The 18,113-nt window shown below is 67.9% G+C and carries 16 protein-coding genes; 10 read left to right on the forward strand and 6 right to left on the reverse strand.

The genetic code is table 11. The features are described from left to right. Nucleotides 1-37: 37 nt before the first annotated feature. The gene (locus DAT35_RS34490) at nt 38-1,147 is read right to left on the reverse strand and encodes an AAA family ATPase (RefSeq protein WP_108073244.1); all 1,110 of its coding nucleotides are present in this window, start codon (nt 1,145-1,147) and stop codon (nt 38-40) included. Between the two features lie 79 nt (nt 1,148-1,226). Here DAT35_RS34490 and DAT35_RS34495 point away from each other — a divergent pair, with 79 nt between their 5' ends. From DAT35_RS34495 to DAT35_RS34520, 6 genes are all read left to right on the forward strand, one after another. Continuing rightward, the gene (locus tag DAT35_RS34495) at nt 1,227-2,093 is read left to right on the forward strand and encodes a hypothetical protein (RefSeq protein WP_108073246.1); all 867 of its coding nucleotides are present in this window, start codon (nt 1,227-1,229) and stop codon (nt 2,091-2,093) included. Nucleotides 2,094-2,167: 74 nt separating this feature from the next. Further along, entirely contained in the window at nt 2,168-3,001 is an 834-nt protein-coding gene (locus DAT35_RS34500; protein WP_233261894.1) for a DUF3396 domain-containing protein, read from the forward strand. 145 nt (nt 3,002-3,146) lie between these two features. Beyond that, on the forward strand, nt 3,147-3,848 hold the full coding sequence (locus tag DAT35_RS34505) for a DUF2339 domain-containing protein (protein ID WP_158502028.1): 702 nt from the start codon (nt 3,147-3,149) through the stop codon (nt 3,846-3,848). A 1-nt stretch (nt 3,849) separates the two neighbouring features. Continuing rightward, nucleotides 3,850-4,524: a hypothetical protein gene (locus tag DAT35_RS34510; RefSeq protein WP_108073252.1), complete on the forward strand. Its 675-nt coding sequence runs from the start codon at nt 3,850-3,852 to the stop codon at nt 4,522-4,524. A 279-nt stretch (nt 4,525-4,803) separates the two neighbouring features. Continuing rightward, nucleotides 4,804-7,200 (forward strand): transglycosylase SLT domain-containing protein, encoded by a 2,397-nt coding sequence (locus DAT35_RS34515; protein ID WP_158502029.1) that lies wholly within the window; start codon nt 4,804-4,806, stop codon nt 7,198-7,200. An 8-nt stretch (nt 7,201-7,208) separates the two neighbouring features. Then, nucleotides 7,209-8,015 (forward strand): GNAT family N-acetyltransferase, encoded by an 807-nt coding sequence (locus DAT35_RS34520; RefSeq protein WP_108073256.1) that lies wholly within the window; start codon nt 7,209-7,211, stop codon nt 8,013-8,015. 6 nt (nt 8,016-8,021) lie between these two features. On the opposite strand, the gene DAT35_RS34525 is transcribed toward DAT35_RS34520, so the two are convergent. Both DAT35_RS34525 and DAT35_RS34530 read right to left on the reverse strand, forming a co-directional pair. Continuing rightward, on the reverse strand, nt 8,022-8,870 hold the full coding sequence (locus tag DAT35_RS34525; RefSeq protein WP_108073258.1) for a DUF3014 domain-containing protein: 849 nt from the start codon (nt 8,868-8,870) through the stop codon (nt 8,022-8,024). A gap of 48 nt (nt 8,871-8,918) precedes the next feature. Further along, the gene (locus tag DAT35_RS34530) at nt 8,919-10,499 is read right to left on the reverse strand and encodes a sigma 54-interacting transcriptional regulator (protein WP_108073260.1); all 1,581 of its coding nucleotides are present in this window, start codon (nt 10,497-10,499) and stop codon (nt 8,919-8,921) included. A gap of 227 nt (nt 10,500-10,726) precedes the next feature. On the opposite strand from DAT35_RS34530, the gene DAT35_RS34535 reads away from it, so the two are divergent. The 4 genes from DAT35_RS34535 to DAT35_RS34550 all read left to right on the forward strand — a co-directional run bounded on the left by DAT35_RS34535 (nt 10,727) and on the right by DAT35_RS34550 (nt 13,154). Beyond that, entirely contained in the window at nt 10,727-11,281 is a 555-nt protein-coding gene (locus tag DAT35_RS34535) for a peroxiredoxin (RefSeq protein WP_108073262.1), read from the forward strand. A gap of 6 nt (nt 11,282-11,287) precedes the next feature. After that, the gene (locus tag DAT35_RS34540; RefSeq protein WP_108073264.1) at nt 11,288-11,815 is read left to right on the forward strand and encodes a carboxymuconolactone decarboxylase family protein; all 528 of its coding nucleotides are present in this window, start codon (nt 11,288-11,290) and stop codon (nt 11,813-11,815) included. Nucleotides 11,816-11,899: 84 nt separating this feature from the next. Next, nucleotides 11,900-12,406, forward strand: coding sequence for a DNA starvation/stationary phase protection protein Dps (gene dps, locus DAT35_RS34545; RefSeq protein WP_255415229.1), 507 nt, complete (start codon nt 11,900-11,902; stop codon nt 12,404-12,406). 112 nt (nt 12,407-12,518) lie between these two features. Next, on the forward strand, nt 12,519-13,154 hold the full coding sequence (locus DAT35_RS34550) for a hypothetical protein (protein ID WP_108073268.1): 636 nt from the start codon (nt 12,519-12,521) through the stop codon (nt 13,152-13,154). A gap of 32 nt (nt 13,155-13,186) precedes the next feature. Here DAT35_RS34550 and DAT35_RS34555 read toward each other — a convergent pair whose 3' ends face one another. From DAT35_RS34555 to DAT35_RS34565, 3 genes are all read right to left on the reverse strand, one after another. Next, nucleotides 13,187-13,567 carry a hypothetical protein gene (locus tag DAT35_RS34555; protein ID WP_108073270.1) on the reverse strand — a complete coding sequence of 127 codons (381 nt, stop codon included), beginning with the start codon at nt 13,565-13,567 and terminating at the stop codon, nt 13,187-13,189. Nucleotides 13,568-13,684: 117 nt separating this feature from the next. Next, nucleotides 13,685-15,907, reverse strand: coding sequence for a prolyl oligopeptidase family protein (locus DAT35_RS34560; protein WP_108073272.1), 2,223 nt, complete (start codon nt 15,905-15,907; stop codon nt 13,685-13,687). 98 nt (nt 15,908-16,005) lie between these two features. After that, nucleotides 16,006-18,084, reverse strand: coding sequence for a M13 family metallopeptidase (locus DAT35_RS34565; protein WP_108073274.1), 2,079 nt, complete (start codon nt 18,082-18,084; stop codon nt 16,006-16,008). Nucleotides 18,085-18,113: the final 29 nt, after the last annotated feature.

Consider the following 18,113-nt stretch of genomic DNA (forward strand, 5'->3'; position numbering starts at 1 on the left):
AGACGTGGGGCGAAGACGCGGCGGGCGCGCTGTACCACTAGTCCTCCGGCGCCTCACTCCCCGCCACCATCGTGGCTCCGAGCTCCTTCGTCAGGCGCACCGGCTCCGCACCCGAGCGTTTCGCGATGGCCCGGGCCAGGGGCTCCGCATGGGTCGTCACCCAGACCTGACTGTGCACCGAGGCATCCGAGATGAGTCTCGCCAGCGGCTCCAGCAGGTCCGGGTGCAGGCTCGTCTCCGGCTCGTTCAACGCGAGGAACGCGGGAGGCCTCGGGCTCAGCAGCGCCGCCAGGAGGCAGAGGTAGCGCAGTGTCCCGTCCGACAGCTCGCGCGCCGCCAGAGGACGCAGCAGCCCCGGCTGGTGGAAGAACAGACTGAAACGCCCTCGCGGGGCCTGCACCTCCACCCGCGAGCCTGGGAACGCATCCGAGACAGCCCGCTCCAGGGCCTTCTGGTCCCCAATCTCAATGATGGTCTGGAGCGCGGCGGCCAGGTCGCGTCCATCATGAGCAAGCACGGGCGTGCGCACGCCCACCTGCGGCGAGCGCTGGGGCGCCTCCGGGTCCGTGCGGAAGTGGTGGTAGAAGCGCCACATCCGCAGCACGCGCTGCAGCTCGGCCAGGCGCGGGAAACGGTGGGGCTCGGCGAGCTGAGACATCACCGACTCACCGGCCCAGAGCTGCACGGGGAAGGTGGTCCGGTGGCCCTCCGAGTCCCGTAGGAAGGCGGTGCGGTCCTTGCGCTCCATCAGCACCGCGCGCCGCTTGCCCTCCAGCGCCCACAGGTGCTCCTCTTTCACCTCCGGGTCCAGGTTGAAGAGGCTCAGGGGCTCCCCGTTCTCATCCAGGGCGGGCGGCACCGGTCCGATGCTCAGCTCGTACGCCAGGTCATCGAGGGTGACGCCCACGTTGAGGCGCACGGGCTTCTTCTCGCGCGAGCCCGCCCACAACACGCTGGGCACACCGCCCTCCTCCGCGAGGACCTGCGCGAGCCGGCCCTCGGCGGCGGCGGACAGCAGGTAGAGCGAGCGGTAGAGGTTCGTCTTGCCGCTGCCGTTGGGTCCCACGATGACGGTGAGCGGACCCACGGGCAACGCGAGCCTGCGCACCGAGCGGTACCCGGCGACCTCGAGCTGGGTGATGGCCATGCGCCACACCTTACGCCGCGATCCACCCCACTGGAATCCACTACACTCGAAGTGCACTCCACTTGGAGGAAGTCGAAGCATGTCCATCCGACACCAGCAGCCCATCTCGAGAGTACCGGGGCTGCTCGTTCTCCTACTCCTGGCCGGATGCGCCACGGGGGCACCGGCGGGGAGCATGCCTGGCCCCATCACCGCGGCGAGCCACCGCGCACCGGGCCATTACGCACAGTCCACGGACTCGGCAACAGCCGGCTGCCTGCGCAACCCCGCCTGCTACAACACGCTGCCAGGCGAAGAGGCGATCATCCCCTGGCTGTCGAACGCCGCGAACGCGGCCCGCACCGGCACCACCGTGGCGATGATGCTGCAGGGCGCGGATATCAAAATCATCCAGCAGACCCTGGTCCAATGCGCCCAGAAGGCGAATGAGCAGGTCAACAAGGAGGATGAGGAGCTCCAAGGACAGGAGCCCACCCGGGAGCAGTGCAAACAGGTGGTGCGCCGGGAGGGAAACCAGGATGTGACGCGAGCCATGGACCTCGGAGCCAGGAAGCACAAAGTGGCCCTCGACTGCGTACGAGAGGCATTCGCGAAGCAATTCTCGGAGAACATCCGCGTGGAGCCGACCTACCAGAAGGACCCCAGCACGAGACTGTGGCGATGGATCGACCCCAAGCAGGTCGCCGAGTGGCTGCAACTCGGGCTGACCAGCCAACTCTGGGGAGCACTGGTTCCCGATATCGTGATTCACGCCACGGGCAATCCGAACCAGCTCCAGCGCGTCTACGACTTCAAGTTCCCTTGCCCTGCCACCAATAGTCCCCAATGGGGGCGATACACAAAAGACCAACCTCATCACCCAAATGATCAGGGCAAGATGTATGAAGACGCGCTCCTCGGAGGAAAGAGCAAGCCCATGCGCGTTACTTCCCAGGGAGTCCAATGATGAGCGAGCACTACCCGCATATTCGTATCGATATGCTCTTTGCTCAGAGACGCCTCCTGAAAATCCGGGAGAGCGTGAGCATCACCTTCTACATGAAGCGCTCCCACCAGGAGGTGGTGCAGCACGTGCTACGAGCCCTGGAGGTGTATCGCCGCGCGGTGAAGCCCCCATCACTTGGTTGGTACGCCCATCCCTATAACGAAGATTGGGATGAGCTCGATGACAAGGGCTGGGCGTACATCCGGCAGCACATGCTCGAGGAACCCGCTGCCTATCTCTGGCTGAGCGAGTCCCCCAGTGAAACCCTGGGATACGAATTCCTCTACGACGGCCTTCTGCTCGAGATCTACGAGAGGGATCCCGCGAGCCAGGTGTCCTTCTTCCTCCCCACGGAATACCTGGAGGAGCACGGACCGGGGCGCGTGCGCGAACTGGCGATGGAGCTGGCGGCGGAGTTGCCCTTCAACTCCGGCCACGCGGGGCTCTGCTTCCACTTCCCGGGTGCTGTCCTCGGTATCACCCGCCCCATCCGAGACCTGTCCTTCCGCTACCCGGGCCTGGACATTCCAGAAGCGCGCTCCGCGACCCTTGCTATCGGTACGCGGATAGATGGGGTGCACTGGCTGAACTTCCTGGGGCAGCCCGTATTGGAGGAACTGGGTGGCGCCGAGGGCCTGCGCGCGCGCCTGCACTCGCCCAGCAGCACCGTGCAGGAACTCGATGCCGAGCGGGTCGTGGTGTCGCTGGGAAAGTGGCCCGAGGCGGGGGACACGGAGCAGGGCCACACGCTGCCCGCCTACCGCGAGCTGGCTCGCGTGCTGGAACCCTGGTTGTACATGGCTCGTCCTGTCGAGCCCAGCTTCAGCGAGGAGGACATGCGCCGGTGGGAGCGCCGCTTCCTCGACTGACGTTCGCTGCACATCGCACCTCGCGCCTGTGCGCACCGTTGCACAACCGTTGCACACCGCGCCCTCTCCGTCCCTCTGCGTGACGCACGGCGGCACGGTTGGCTCGCTCGGTGCAATGCCCCCTCGCCCAGGAGGGTCGGAATCCATGAACGCAACGATGTCGACGAAGTGGGATGTCCGCGTGCTGGCTGTGGCGGGCACGGGGATGTTGGGACTCGCGGGCGTATTCCTGTGGAGGGACCTGCAGGTACCGCACGAGCTGCTGCTCGCAGTGGCCGCGGTGCTCGCCTCGGCGGTGGCCCTCGCCGAAGTGCCTCGTGAGCGCCCGCTCGCCGGTCCTCTCGTCCTGCTCCTCACCGGCATCGGCGGCGGCCTCTGGTACGCGGCCACCAAGTCCGGGCTACTGCTCGTGGGCCTGGGTCTCACCGTCCTCACCTCGGCCATCACCGTGGCGCGCACCTGGCGCCACTCCGAGGCACGCGAGGACAGGTTGCAGGCAGTCCTCCTCTGGTACGGGCTGACTGCGGCGGTGATCGCCGCCTCCTGGGCCTTCTACTTCCACTTCTTCACCCTGGGCTTCGCCGCCGATGACATCGGCCGCCGGCTCGTGCTCACCCTCGGCTGGCTCGCCACGGGCGTGGGGCTCGTGGTGTACGGCCGCATGCGCGGAGAGGGCGTCATCCGCGACGCGGGCTTCGCCTTCATCGCCATGGCCCTGGGCAAGGCGCTCCTCTATGACACCACGCACCTGAACGGCACGCTGCGCGTCGCGGGCCTGGCTGGCGCGGGCGCGCTGATGCTCGGCGGCGCCTGGCTGTCCTCCCAGCGCACCGCCCGGAGCGCGTGACATGCATGCCCTCACCGCACTCGTGATGCTGCTCACCGCGGGCTCGCCCAATGACTCCTGCTTCGTCCCCTCGGACCAGACGGCGGGGTGGAAGCGAGTGCTCCTCCCGGAATGGGCCCCGGCCCTCGCCGCTCCGGCGGACGTGGACCAGTTCCGCACCGGCGAACCCGTGCTCCTCTTCGAGCAGGACGCCTCCGCGTACACCGGCGCCGAAACGGAGAACCCCGGCCGCATGGCCTACCGCTTCCGGGTGCCTCGCGGCGCGCGAAGGCTGGAGCTCGGCTTCCTCGGGGATCTGCGCGGCGCGAAGGTGAATGCCGTGGCCTATGCGAGCGACCGCTCCTTCCCGCTGCTCGACGAGAAGCGGCTCTCGGGGACACAGCTCGCGCTCGACTGGACGATGCCGGATGTCGACCACGTGGTGGTGTCCGTGCACCACCACTTGCGCGAAAAGCCCGTGGTGCGCACATGGCGCGTGGGCCGCCTGTTCGAGCCCTGGAAGGATCCGGCGGTCGACCCGGCCTTCTCCACTCCGCACGCGCTCTACTTCCGCCACCCGGGCGGCAAACGGCTGGAGCTGTGCAACGCACCGGGGCGCCCGCTGCAACTCTCCCGCTGGCCCGAGAAGGAGGGAGCAAAGCCCATCAATGCCCTGGTCGTACCGCCGCATCCGTGAGGGCTCCTGCCTCGTCACACCACCCGCTCTCGCATTCTGAGAGCGGGTGAGCCGCGCGGCTGTCCTGTCACATAGCCCGCTCGCCTGCTCCCCCATGGACATGTGTGCCGTGCACGAGGCAACGCACGCGCACGAAGCTCCAAGCTCCCACACTCCCCGTGCCTGCAAGCCATCCCTAGCTCTTGCGCCTCACGCGATGTGCGTGCCTCGAACAAGGGGGATGGTGTGGGACTGGAACACGCGACGCTCCGAGGCATCCTGCGGTCCGCGAGCACGTGGATGAGCTGGCCGCTCGTGGCCGCCCTCTGGGTAGCGCCCGCCCGGGCCGAGGAGCAACCGGCGCCCGGCGCCAAGGACGCGGTCCAACAGAAGGAGGGAGACATCTCCGATCTCGCGGAGAGTGCCTCCTCCCGGCACCAGTTGGACTCCTCGCTGGACAGCGAGAGCGAGGAGGCCCCTCCCGAGTTCACCATCGGACCCTCGGAGCCCGTGGCTCCCGGCGAGCGCCGGTGGGTGCGCAAGTTCGAGCTCTCGGACATCAAGTCCTACTTCGCCGAAGGAGAGCTGGCGAAGGCGAAGGCCGCGTATGACCGGGGCCGCTACCGCACCGCGCGTCAGTTGCTGGAGACCCAGGACGCCACGCCGCCGGTGCGCTACCTCCGGGCGATGAGCGCGCTGCGCATGGGCCAGTGGGCCACGGCAACCGAGGAGCTCGCGTCCCTGGCGGAGGACCATCCGCCCCTGCGGGACTACTGTCACTTCGAGGCGGCGCGCGCCTACGAGCGGATGCGCAAGTGGACCGAGGCCATCCAACACTACGGCGCCGTATCTCCCGGGGCGCGGCGCTACGAGGACGCGCGCTTCGACATGGCGTACATCCTCGAGAAGAAGAAGCGGGACTACGCCGGGGCCGTGGCGGCGCTCACCCCGCTCGTCCAGACGGACTCGCCCAAGCCGAACAATCCCGCCCAGGCCGAGGCGTGGCTGACCATCGCCCGGCTCGCGCGCTACCAGGCCGACTACAACGGCGAGCACCGGGCCCACCTCGCGGTGTGGGCGCTCCATCCCTTCTCCAAGGAGGTCTCCGCGGCCGTGAAGGGGCTGAGAGATCTGCCCTACGTGCCCAAGTGGAAGGTGGCGCGCGCCGAGACGCTGCTGTCCCTGCACCACAACCAGGAGGCGCTGAACATGCTGGAGCGGATGCTCCCGAAGATGGAGCTGCCGGATCCGCTCACCTGCCGCGCGCAGTTCGCCTACGGCACGGCGCTGCGCAAGGAGCGCAAGCACTCGCTGGCCATCCGCGCGCTGCGGCCCGTCGTCGAGCAGTGTCAGGACGCCAACCTCCGGGCCCGCGCGCTGTACGTGCTGGGCTACTCGGAGGGGGTGGTGGAGCCGGACAGCGCCATCGCCACCTATCTGAAGCTGGCGCAGGACTACCCGGAGCACCCGTACGCGGATGACGCGCTCTTCTACGCGGCGCAGAAGTCGCTGGAGCGTGGCAACAAGGCAGCGGCCATGGGCTACCTGGACCAGCTCATCGCCCGCTATCCGGACGGCAACTTCGCCTCCGAGGCCCTCTTCGAGCGCTTCATGGTGCACCGCGCCGAGGGAAAGAATGAAGCGGCGCTCGAGGCGCTCTCGCGCATCGAGGAGCTCAAGGGCAAGGGCTCCACGCACGAGTCGGTGCAGAGGGCCCGCTACTGGCGAGCGCGTGTGCTGCTGTCGCTGGGCCGTGCCGAGGAGTCGCACGCGCTGATGGAGCGGGTGGCGGCCGAGGGAGCGGCCACGTGGTACGGGTTGCTGGCGCGCTCGCGCCTGACGCATGAGGCGCCGGAGCGGGCGCGCGCCGTGCTGGAGCGGCTGCGCAGCCCCGCCAACGCCTCGGCCATCTGGCCCCTGGACGCGGGCAACCTCGCGCAGGATGCGCACTTCATCACCGGCATCGAGCTGATGAGACTGGAGCACCGCGAGGCGCCCGCGGAGCTGCTGGCCGTGGACCGCAAGGGCCGCAGCGAGGAGTCCATCCGGCTGCTCTTCCACATCCTCCACGCGTCCGGCTACGAGCGCTACGCGCGCAGCATCGCCTGGGCCCTGCGGCGTGAGGGACTGGCCGCCCCCACCGAGGCGGAGACGCGCCTCATCTACGCGGCGGCCTACCCACACACCTTCCGCAACCTGGTGGTGCAGCACAGCCGCGCGGCGCGGGTGAACCCGGACCTGATGCAGGCCCTCATCCGCGAGGAGAGTGCCTTCAATCCCAACGCGCGCTCGCCCACGGGTGCGCTGGGACTGGCCCAGCTCATGCCGGCCACGGCCTTCGCGGTGGCGCGCCAGCTCAACGTGCCACTGGCCACGCCGTCGGCGCTGCTCGAGCCCCGGGAGAACATCCGCCTGGGCTCGGCGTACCTGGGCAGCCTGCAGCGGCGCTTCGCGGGCAACCCGGCCTACGCAGTGGCCAGCTACAACGCGGGCCCGGGAGCGGTGGACCGCTGGCTGTCGCGCTTCCCCGACGCCGAGCTGGACGAGTGGGTGGAGCAGATTCCCGTGGAGGAGACGCGCCTGTACGTCAAGCGCGTGCTCGGCAGCGCCGCGGCCTATCAACTCCTCTACACCTCGGGCTCCTTCACCACGCTGGCCTTCGGGGAGCGCGGCTCCAATAATGCGGGCTCTCGCTGAGCCCCCACATGTCCATCGACGAAATCCACGAGTCCAATGTCCGGTTCCATGACTCCTGGCGTTTCTTCGCCAGGAACAGCGTCGCTGGCGAAGTGCACGACCTGCCGGAGGTGTGCGTCGCGTCGAGCAACGTCTCGTGGTCGATGATGAACGCGGCCTTCCTCCCGGCCCCGGTAGAGACGGAGGAGGTACTGGAGCGGGCCGCCGCCGCCGCCGCCCGCTACTTCGTGCCCCGGAGACGGGGGTGGATGCTCGCCCTGTGCGAGGACTGGGTACCGGCGCGGCTGCGAGAGCGGGCCGGAGCACTGTTCGCCCCCCACGGACTGAAGCTGACCATGGTGGCCACCGGCATGGTGGCCGAGCGCCTCGCCCCCCCCATGCGGCCCCTGCCGTTGATGGACATACGCCAGACGAAGGACTCGAGGGGGCGCGGCGACATCGCCGACGTCAACGCCCTCTGCTACGACGTACCGGTTCCGGTGGGGCGCGAGGCCTTCGACGTGCCGGGCCTCTTCGCCGGCGACAGCAAGGGCTTCGTCGGCTACCGCCACGGAGAGGCCGCCACCAGCGCGGCCGTCATCCGGGTGGACGACGTGGCCTACATCGCGATGGTGGCCACCCTGCCCTCGCACCGGAAGCTGGGCTGCGCCGAGGCCGTCATGCGCCACGCGCTCGCCGAGGCGAAACAAGCCTGGGGAATCGAGCGCACGGTGCTGCATGCCACCCCGGTGGGACTGCCCGTGTACCGCCGCATGGGCTACCGGCCCGTGACGCGCTTCCTCTTCTACATGGCGGCGCCCCAGCCGGGCCGGTGAGCCGGCTCAGCGGCTGGCCGTGGGCAGGGCGAGTGCGTTGCGCAGCTCGCGCAGCTTCGCCTGGATGGCTCGGGCGTTGGCCGGCCCCATGCGCAGCAAGTGCTTCTGCGCGGCGCTGAGCTGCTCCAGCTCTGGAGCCGCGTAGGCGTAGTTCACGCCCGGCGTGTCCAGCACCTCGATGTCCCCCTCGGGCACGGGGGTGTCGAGCATCCGCTGGATGGCCCGGGCGAGCGTCTGGTCGAAGCGCTGACCGGGGCGGCTGATCTCCTTGTAGGCCTCGTCGATGAGCGGCTTGAGGGCCTTGTACGTCATCGCGCTGGTCTGCGTATCGAGCGAGGTGATGACACGCGCCACGGAGTCATACCGGGTGAAGCTGTCGGGGGCGATGACGGTGCGGCCGTCGTGCTCGACGACCTGGAAGGCCCCCTGGGGCGCCATGAACGCGAGCGCGGCGCGCGGGCTCTCCCCCTCGGCGATGTTGCCAACGGCCGAGGAGAAGCGCCGCACCAGGTCCTCGGTGGAGGAGAGCCACTTCTGCAGCGTGGGCTCTGGGGACAGCAGGCCCACGAGCTCGCGCACGCGGGTGTCGCTCTGTCCCAGCGGGGGCATGCGCTGAGCGGAAGTCACGGACGCCTGGTCCGTGGACGGCCCCGGGGCCTCGACCACGGGCTGGGCGGGAGGCATCGCCGGAGGAGCGGCCGGCTCCTCCCCTCCCCGGAGCAGCGCGTACCCACCGATGGCCAGGATGGCCACCACCGCAACCACGGTGATGAGCACGGGCGTGCGTGAGGAAGCGGGCTTCGGTGCGCCAGCGGGCGCACCTTCTCGAGGCTGCAGCGGCTGTGGGTCGCTCATGATTCCTCCTGGGAGGGGTGCGCCGGATGGAACGGCTCGGCGCCCCCACTATTTCGCCACGTATTGCTCCAACCGGGCGATTCCCAGCTTCTTCATCCGGCTCTGGAGCGTGGAGGGTTTGAGACCCAACAACGCCGCGGCGCCGCCCGGGCCGTAGATCCGGCCTTGCGTCAGCGTCAGCACGCGCAGGATGTGCTGGCGCTGCACCTCCTCCAGGGTGGGCACCATGCCCTCACGCAGGGGAGGAGCCTCCACGATCACGGGCGTGCCCGGCACGCGGATGGGCAGGTCGAACGCCTCGGCCCCCAGCTCCGGTTTGCGCGACAGGATGGTGGCACGCTCCAGCGCGTTGGCCAGCTCGCGGATGTTGCCCGGCCAGTCGTAGGCCGAGAGCCGGGCGATGCCCTCCGGCGTCACGCTCATCCCCCGCCGTCCGGTGCGCTTCGCCTGCTCCTCCAGGAGGAACGTGCACAGCAGGGGCAGGTCCTCCAACCGCTCGCGCAGCGGAGGCAGCCGCAGCGGAAAGACGCTCAGCCGGTAGTACAGGTCCTCGCGGAAGCTCCGCTGGGCGATGGCCTTCTGCAGATCCACGTGCGTGGCCGCGAGAATCCGCACATCCGCGCGCACCGTGCGGTCGCTGCCCACCGGCTCGAAGGTCTTCTCCTGCAGGGCCCGCAGCAACTTGGCCTGCAGCTCCACCGGCAGCTCCCCCACCTCGTCCAGGAAGAGCGTGCCCCCGTGCGCCATCTGGAAGCGCCCGGCCCTGTCTCGAGTGGCACCGGTGAAGGCCCCCTTCACGTGGCCGAACAGCTCGCTCTCGAGCAGCCCCGCGGGAATGGCCGCGCAGTTGAGCGTCACGAAGGCGCCCTCCGCCCGAGCGCTCCAGCGGTGCACCGCTCGCGCCAGCCGCTCCTTCCCCGTGCCCGTCTCGCCCAGCAGCAGCACCGGCGTGTCCGTCTCCGCCACCTGCCGTGCCCGGAGCGCCAGCTCGCGCACCGCCGGGCTGCGCGACGTCTCCAGCACCCCCACCTCGTCTCCGCCCAGCTGAGACTCCAGCAGCCGTGCGTGCTCGTGCTCCCGCCGGTGCAGCCGCTCGAAGGTGTTCTTCTGCTCGGCTTCCTGGAGCGACGTGGCCAGCATCTGACCGTACACCTCCACCAGGTCCACCACCGCCTGCGGGTACGTCTCGCACTCCGTCCTGTCCAGCGTCAGCAGCCCGTAGCAGTGCTCCCCCGCGCACAACGGCACCACCATGCACGAGTGTCCCGGCGGCAGATCCAGCACCCCATCGAAAGGGTCTCCATCCCCGTGCGCGTGGTCCTCCTGGGTGAAGGCCCGGGCCCGGCGCGTCTCCAGCGCCTGACGCAGCGTGGGGAAGTCCGTCAGCCGCAGCTCGTGGTGCCGCACCTGGTCCGAGGCCAGCGGCCCCTTCGCCGCCACCGCCACCAGTTTCCCTTCTCGCAGCAAGAAGAGCGTGGCCAGGTCGAAGCGCACCACCCGGGTGAGCCAGTCCAGCCCCCGGCGCAGCAGCTCCGCCACGGCCTCCTCCGAAGTCACCAGCTCGATCGGGTTCCGGGCATCCCTGCGCAGCTCGGCCCGCGTTATCGACGAAACGATGTCATCCGCCATGCGTCCGTTTAAATAACCGGGGCGCCACCGAAATGTCAGTGGCGCCGGGCACCGATATTTCGGTATGCACCGGTCCGGCGGCGGCGTCCAGGGAAGTGGGGAGGAGTCAACCCTTTGGAATCACTGGTGGAGATTCCCTGGCACGAACGCTGCTCAAGGTAGTACGCGAAGAAACCCTGTCCGGCCTGCAGACAGGCAGGCCTCAACCCCCAAAGGAGTCGAACCACATGCTGACCGTTGGCGACAAGATCCCCAGCTTCAACCTCACCTCGGTGGTGAGCCTCGAGAAGGGCAAGGAGTTCAAGGAGATCAACCAGGACAGCTACAAGGGCAAGTGGCTGGTGCTCTTCGCCTGGCCCAAGGACTTCACCTTCATCTGCCCGACGGAGATTGCCGAGTTCGGCAAGCGCGACAAGGACTTCCAGGACCGCAACGCGCAGGTGCTGGGCCTGAGCACCGACAGCGAGTACGTGCACCACGCGTGGCGCACGCACCACCCGGACCTGAAGAACCTGCCCTTCCCGATGCTGGCGGACATCAAGCGCGAGCTGAGCGCGGGCCTGGGCATCCTGCACAAGGACGCGGGCGTGGCGCTGCGCGCGACCTTCATCGTGGACCCGCAGGGCATCATCCGGCACGTGTCGGTGAACGACCTGTCGGTGGGCCGCAACGTGGGCGAGACGCTGCGCACGCTGGACGCGTTCCAGACGGACGAGCTGTGCCCCTGCAACTGGCAGAAGGGCGAGGAGACCCTCACCAAGAAGCTGGCGAAGGCGGGGTAATACGCCATGGCGTCGCTCGAAGTCGTTCGCGGTGAGCTGGCGGATGCCCACAAGGACACCCGGCTGAATCTCCAGTCGGTGCTGGAGAACAACAGCCTCACCCCCGAGCAGCGTTGGGGGGTGGCGGTGGCGTGTGCCTATGCGGCTCGGAACGAGCTGCTCAAGAAGGCCATGCTGCACGAGGCCCGCCAGGCGTTGGGAGAGAAGGCCGAGCCCGTCATCGAGGATGCGCGCGCTGCGGCCTCGTTGATGGGGATGAACAACGTCTACTACCGGTTCCGCCACATGGTGGGGAAGGAGTCGTACTCCACCAAGCGGGCCGGGCTGCGGATGAACCGGCTGGTGCAGGTGCTCACCAACAAGGTGGACTTCGAGCTCGTCTGCCTGGCGGTGAGCGCCATCAACGGCTGTGAGATGTGCGTGCAGTCGCACGAGAAGGTGGTCACCGAGGGAGGTCTCTCGGAGGACCAGGTGCACGACGCCGTCCGCATCGCCTCGGTCGTCCACGCGGCGGCCGTGGGTCTCGAGTCGTAGGCGTTCCGCTTCACGCTGACATCAGACGCGCCCTCCGGTGATGACATCGGGGGGCGCGTCGTTTTGTGTCGTCACACATCGAATCTGTCGAACGAACACGAAAGGAACGAACGTATGTACCGCAGCCCGAGCCACCTTCCCGAGCAGAGCCGCTCCACCATCTCCGCCTCGCTCAACGAGCGCCTGGCGGACGGGTTGGACCTGCACAGCCAGATCAAGGTCGCCCATTGGAACATCAAGGGCCCGCAGTTCGCGGCGCTCCATCCGCTCTTCGAGACCTTCGCGGTGAGCCTGGCGAACCACAACGACTCGGTGGCCGAGCGCGCCGTGACGCTGGGAGGCAAGGCGTACGGCACCACCCGGCACGTGGCGAAGACGAGCCGCATCCCGGACTACCCGCAGGAGACGACGAAGGATCTGGAGCACGTGCGGCTGCTGGCGGAGCGCATCGAGGCGTACCTGGCGGGTGCGAGAGAGAGCCGCAAGGTGGCCGAGCAGCATCAGGACACGGACACGGTGGACATGTTCACCGGAATCATCACCGAGTTCGAGAAGCACGCCTGGTTCCTGCGCGCCTCGCTCGAGAACTGAGGCCACACGCCGGGACACTGTCGGTTGGTGGATGCGGTGCCCCCGGTGAAGTGACGGGCCTTCCCGTGCCGGACTAACCTCCTCGTCACGAGTCAACGCGAGGAGCCGCGTCATGGGAGGCCAGGATTCATCCCGTCCACGGGCCGTACCACCCGAGGGCCCGCGGCAGGAGTCGCCGGGCCTGCGCGCGGTGGACGGCAGGGCGGACGCGGACAAGCGCACGCTGAGCGACGCGGAGGTCCAGTTGCTGCGCCGGGTCTTCGGCGACGGCATCTCCTACGGGCCCGTGCGGCTGGTGCGGATGGCCCCGTTCATCGCGAGCATCAACGGCAACCGGGCCTTCGTGCTGGGCAACACCCTCAACCTCCCCTCTCCGGACTACGACGCCCTCCAGCGGGGGGAGAAGGCATGGTTGCTCGTCCATGAGTGCACGCACATCTGGCAGTACCAGCACCACGGCTGGGGCTACGTCGCCGCGTCCCTGTGGGCACAGGGTTTCGGCGATGGCTACGACTACGTGAAGGCACTGCGCGCGGGGACGCCCTGGCGGAAGATGAACCCCGAGCAGCAGGCCCAGTTCATCCAGGACGCCTTCTGGGGCGGATACTTCGAGGAGCCCGGAACACGCTTTGGAGCGACGGGCAACAAGGCGGGGGTCCTCCGTGCCGGAGGGACGCCACTCGAGGGCTTCACCGACCACACCCCCGTCCTCATGGCGGCGGTAGAGGAGTTGCGCAAGCCCGCCTGAAGCCTGCTCCGGGCAGGCTTGCGCTCGTGGGACTAGCGTTGCGACACGCTGGCCGTCGGGCCCTCGTCGATGACGGTGGCCTTGCCTCCCTCGATGGTCTGGCGGTGGTCGGTGTGCCGATCGAAGCTGCGCTCCACGTCCGTGGGGGTCCGCAGCACCGTGTTGCCGGGTGCTTCCTCGGGAGCCCAGATCTGCCCGTCACCGGTGAGCACCGCGTTGCCCGGAGCACCGGTGGGCTCGGCGACGTAGACGGTGGGGGCGCTCATGCGGCTCAGCTGCGCCACCGTCTTCGGGTTTTCGATCTGCGTCATGGGAGGCTTTTCAGCCTGCACCCCGCCGTGCGCGTCCGATTCGTGGGCACAACCCCAGAGGGTGAGCGCACAGGTGGCCGTCAGCAAGGCAAGCGTCTTCATGGAGCATCTCCTTGTCCGAGTCGTCCTCAAGGACAAGGTGGATGCCCTCCAGTCGGAGACAAGGAAGCAAGTGGGCACCCGGGGATGGGCCCGGGTGCCCACTTGCGCCGTCAAGTCTCAGTGGGACTGGTTCGCCGCGACGGCCGGCTCACCGCCCAGGCCCATCTGGTACAGCGAGAAGGCCCACAGGTCGCTGTACTCCTCGATGATCTTGGTGGTGGGCTTGCCCGCACCGTGGCCGGCCTTGGTCTCGATGCGGATGAGCACCGGGGCCTCGCCCTGCTGCGCCGCCTGGGCGGCCGCGGTGAACTTGAAGCTGTGACCCGGCACCACGCGGTCATCGTGGTCCGCGGTGTGGACGAGCATCGCGGGGTAGCGCGCCGGCTTCAGGTTGTGCAGCGGCGAGTACGCGTAGAGCGCCTTGAACTCCTCCGCGTTCTCCGAGGAGCCGTAGTCGCTCGTCCACGCCCAGCCGATGGTGAACTTGTGGAAGCGCAGCATGTCCATCACGCCCACGCCCGGCAGCGCCACGCCGAACAGGTCCGGACGCTGCGTCACCGCCGCGCCAATCAGCAGGCCTCCGTTGGAGCGGCCGTTGATGGCCAGACGCGCGCTCGAGGTGTACTTGTTGGCGATGAGCCACTCGGCCGCGGCGATGAAGTCGTCGAAGACGTTCTGCTTCCTCAGCTTCGTACCGGCCTCGTGCCACTCACGGCCGTACTCGCCACCACCGCGCAGGTTGGCCACGGCATAGACGCCGCCCTGCTCCATCCACACCAGGTTGGCCACGCTGAAGCCCGGCGTCATCGGCGCGTTGAAGCCGCCGTAGCCGTAGAGCAGCGTGGGGTTCGTCCCATCCAGCTTCAGCCCCTTCTTGTGGCTGAGGAACATGGGGACGCGCGTGCCATCCTTGCTCGTGTAGAAGACCTGCGTCGTCTCGTACTGCGACGGGTCGAACTTCACCGACGGCGTCTTGAACACCTGGCTCTGGCCCGTCTTCAGGTCATACCGGTAGATGGTCGTGGGCGTGGTGTAGCTGGAGTAGGCGTAGAAGGTCTCCGTGTCCTGACGCTTGCCATCGAGGCCGAAGGCGGTGCCCAGGCCGGGCAGCGCCAGCTCACCCTTGACCTTGCCCTCGCGCGAGTACAGACGCACCTGGGAGTGTGCGTCCTTCATCACGTTGACGATGAACTGGTCGTTGACCAGGCTCACCGTGGAGAGGGTCTCCTCACCCTGGGGAAGGATCTCCTTCCAGCTCTTGCGCTCCGGCTTGCGCAGGTCCACGGCGACGACCCGGCCGCGCGGCGCATCCAGGTCCGTCTTGAACCAGAAGAGCGTGCCGTCGTTGCTGATGTACTCGTACTCCGCATCCCAGTCCTTGAGGAGCTCGACGACCTTGGCCTTCGGGTCCTTCAGGTCCTTGTAGAAGACGAGGTTCTTCTGCTCGGTGCCGCGCGAGACATTGATGATGAGGTAGCGCCCGTCCTCGGTGGTGAAGCCGGTGAAGCCCCACTCCTTCTGGTCCTTGCGCTCGTAGACGAGGGTGTCCTCGCTCTGCGGCGTGCCCAGCTTGTGGAAATAGAGCTTCTGGTAGAAGTTGGTCCCGCTCAGCGCCTCACCTGCCTTGGGCTCGTCATAGCGGCTGTAGAAGAAGCCCTTGCCGTCCTTCGTCCACGAGGCGTTGGAGAACTTCACCCACTTGACGACATCCGGCAGGTCCTTGCCCGTGCGCACATCACGCACGCGGAACTCCTTCCAGTCGCTACCGGCGGAGGCCACACCGTACGCCAGCAGGTTGCCATCCTGGGTGATGGCCAGACCCGCCAGGGCCACCGTGCCATCCGCGGACAGGGTGTTCGGGTCGAGCAACACCCGAGGCTCGGCTCCGAGCGATTCCGTCGTGTAGAGCACGGACTGGTTCTGCAGGCCGTTGTTGCGGTTGAAGAAATAGCGGGAGCCCTCGCGCCAGGGCATGCCGTACTTCTCGTAGTCCCACAGCTCCGTCATCCGCTGCTTGATGCGAGCGCGGGCGGGAATCTTCTCCAGATAGTCGAAGGTGAGCTTGTTCTCGGCGTCGATCCACTGGCGGGACTCGGGCGAGTCCGGGTTCTCCAGCCAGCGGTAGGGATCTGCCACCTTCGTGCCGTGGTAGTCGTCGACCACGTCCTGCTTCTGCGCGACCGGGTAGGCCAGGCGCACGGGAGCCTGGGACGCGGAGGCGGAAGTGGCCTCGGAAGCGGGAGACGCGCTGGGAGCCTGGGCCTCCAGCTGCGTCGGAGCATGGCTGCAGTGCGTGAGCCAGAGAGCGCACGCAACGGCGGAGAGGGAGCGGATTTTCATGGTGGCGCGCGAACTTAGCAGCCCGGGGGCATATTTCCGAAACGGGCCATGACTTGCCGCCTTGGAAGTGCCCCCGGGTGCGCGCCCTCAGGAAGAGCTCACCAGATCTTGACGCGCTTGTCGGGCGACAGGTACGCGCCGTCGCCCTCCTTCACGCCGAAGGCCGAGTAGAACTCGGGCATGTTGCGCACCACACCGTTCACCCGGTACTCGCCCGGAGAGTGCGGATCGGTGAGCAGTTGCTGCCGGAGCGCGTCGTCGCGGTTGAGCGTGCGCCACACCTGGGCCCAGCCGAGGAAGAAGCGCTGGTCATCGGTGAAGCCCTCGATGACCGGGGCCTTCTGGTTGCCCAGCGACAGCTTGTAGGCCTTGAAGGCCACCGTCAGGCCGCTCAGGTCGCCGATGTTCTCGCCCAGCGTCAGCTTGCCATTGACGTTCAGGCCCTGCAGCGGACTGAAAGTGCTGTACTGGTCGGCGAGCATGCCGGTGCGCTGCTGGAAGGCGGACTTGTCCTCCGCGGTCCACCAGTCGCGCAGGTTGCCGTCGCCATCCGAGCGGGAGCCCTGGTCGTCGAAGCCGTGGCTGATCTCGTGCCCGATGACGCCGCCGATGGCACCGTAGTTGGTGGCATCATCCGCCTCGGGATTGAAGAACGGCGGCTGGAGGATGGCAGCCGGGAAGACGATCTCGTTCATCGTCGAGCTGTAATAGGCATTCACCGTCTGCGGCGTCATGCCCCACTCGAGCCGGTCGATAGGCTTGCCGAGCTTGTCCGCGTTGCGGCGGAACTCGACCTCGCTGGAACGCTTCACATTGCCCACCAGGTCGTTCTTGTCGACGGTGAGCGCGGAGTAGTCCTTCCACTTCTCCGGGTAGCCGATCTTCACGTTGAACTTCGCCAGCTTGGCCTGGGCCTGCGCCTTGGTGGCGGGGCTCATCCACTCGAGCTGGTCGATGCCCTGCTTGAAGGTGACCTGCAGGTTCTTCACCAGCTCCTGCATGCGGGCCTTGCTCTCGGGGGTGAAGTGGCGCTCCACGTAGAGCTTGCCGAGCACCTCGCCCAGCGCGTTGTCCACCGTCTCCACGCCGCGCTTCCAGCGGGGGCGGTTCTCCTGCAGGCCCTGGAGTGTCTTGCCGTAGAAGACGAAGTTCGCCTCCTCGAAGGGGCTGCTCAACAGGGGCGCGTACTCGTCGAGCACCTTGAAGGTGAGGTACGTCTTGAGCGTGGGCAGCGGCGTGCTGGCCAGCACCGTGTCGAGCGCCTGGAAGTAGTCCGGCTGGCGGACGACGACGCCCGGCGTCTTGTCCTCGCCCAGGGCCTTGAGATAGCGCGACCAGGAGAAGCCCGGCGTGAGCTTGTCCAGCTCGGCGACGCTCTTGAGGTTGTAGGTGGCCTCGCGGTCGCGGTTGCGCACGCGATCCCAGTGCTTCTCCGCCAGCGAGGTCTCCAGGGCCAGGATGGCCTTGGCTCCGCCGGCCGGATCCTTCTCACCCGCGAGGCGCAGCAGCGTCTCGATATAGGAGAGGTACGCGGTGCGCGTCTCGACGAAGCGCGGCTCCTGCTTGAAGTAGTAGTCGCGATCCGGCAGGCCCAGCCCGCTCTGGCCGGCATAGACGATGTAGCGGTCCGCCTGCTTCGCGTCCTGCATCACGAAGGAGACGAGCGGCGTCTGCACGCCCAGGCGCACGAACGAGGCAAGCAGCTCCGGCAGCTCCTGCTTGTCCTTGAGCGCGGCGACACGGTTGAGCTCGGGGCGCACCGGCTCGAAGCCGAGCGACTGGATGCGCGCCGTGTCCATGAAGCTCTGGTAGAGGTCGCCCACCTTCTGCGGATCCGAGCCGGACTTCTTGTCCGGGGCCGCGGCGGCCTCCTCGATGATGGCGCGCAGGGCGGCCTCGCTCTTGTCGCGCAGCTCGATGAAGGAGCCATAACGGCCCTTGTCGGCGGGAATCTGGGCCGTCTTCAGCCACGTGCCATTGACGTAGCGGAAGAAGTCGTCCTGCGGGCGCACGCCGGTGTCGAAGTTCTTCGTCTCGACGCCGAGTGCCCGGGGCTTCGCGGTCTGCGCCGCCGCATCCTGCGCGGTGTTGCGCGTGCTGGCCGTGCACCCCAGAAGGAGGCAAGCCCCCAGCGTGCTCGTCGCCCAGGAATTCCGGAGGAACTTCATGCTGTTCATGCGTTCTCGCTGTGCTGTGTGGTGGGACG

The sequence above is a fragment of the Vitiosangium sp. GDMCC 1.1324 genome (assembly GCF_003044305.1).
Classification (GTDB): Bacteria; Myxococcota; Myxococcia; order Myxococcales; family Myxococcaceae; genus Archangium.

Excerpts from the sequence above, each read along its gene's own strand:
- DAT35_RS34490 (WP_108073244.1), bottom strand. The coding sequence starts at position 1,147 with ATGGCCATCACCCAGCTCGAGGTCGCCGGGTACCGCTCGGTGCGCAGG.
- DAT35_RS34495 (WP_108073246.1), top strand. The coding sequence starts at position 1,227 with ATGTCCATCCGACACCAGCAGCCCATCTCGAGAGTACCGGGGCTGCTC.
- DAT35_RS34505 (WP_158502028.1), top strand. The coding sequence starts at position 3,147 with ATGAACGCAACGATGTCGACGAAGTGGGATGTCCGCGTGCTGGCTGTG.
- DAT35_RS34510 (WP_108073252.1), top strand. The coding sequence starts at position 3,850 with ATGCATGCCCTCACCGCACTCGTGATGCTGCTCACCGCGGGCTCGCCC.
- DAT35_RS34515 (WP_158502029.1), top strand. The coding sequence starts at position 4,804 with ATGAGCTGGCCGCTCGTGGCCGCCCTCTGGGTAGCGCCCGCCCGGGCC.
- DAT35_RS34520 (WP_108073256.1), top strand. The coding sequence starts at position 7,209 with ATGTCCATCGACGAAATCCACGAGTCCAATGTCCGGTTCCATGACTCC.
- DAT35_RS34525 (WP_108073258.1), bottom strand. The coding sequence starts at position 8,870 with ATGAGCGACCCACAGCCGCTGCAGCCTCGAGAAGGTGCGCCCGCTGGC.
- DAT35_RS34530 (WP_108073260.1), bottom strand. The coding sequence starts at position 10,499 with ATGGCGGATGACATCGTTTCGTCGATAACGCGGGCCGAGCTGCGCAGG.
- DAT35_RS34535 (WP_108073262.1), top strand. The coding sequence starts at position 10,727 with ATGCTGACCGTTGGCGACAAGATCCCCAGCTTCAACCTCACCTCGGTG.
- DAT35_RS34540 (WP_108073264.1), top strand. The coding sequence starts at position 11,288 with ATGGCGTCGCTCGAAGTCGTTCGCGGTGAGCTGGCGGATGCCCACAAG.
- DAT35_RS34550 (WP_108073268.1), top strand. The coding sequence starts at position 12,519 with ATGGGAGGCCAGGATTCATCCCGTCCACGGGCCGTACCACCCGAGGGC.
- DAT35_RS34555 (WP_108073270.1), bottom strand. The coding sequence starts at position 13,567 with ATGAAGACGCTTGCCTTGCTGACGGCCACCTGTGCGCTCACCCTCTGG.
- DAT35_RS34560 (WP_108073272.1), bottom strand. The coding sequence starts at position 15,907 with ATGAAAATCCGCTCCCTCTCCGCCGTTGCGTGCGCTCTCTGGCTCACG.
- DAT35_RS34565 (WP_108073274.1), bottom strand. The coding sequence starts at position 18,084 with ATGAACAGCATGAAGTTCCTCCGGAATTCCTGGGCGACGAGCACGCTG.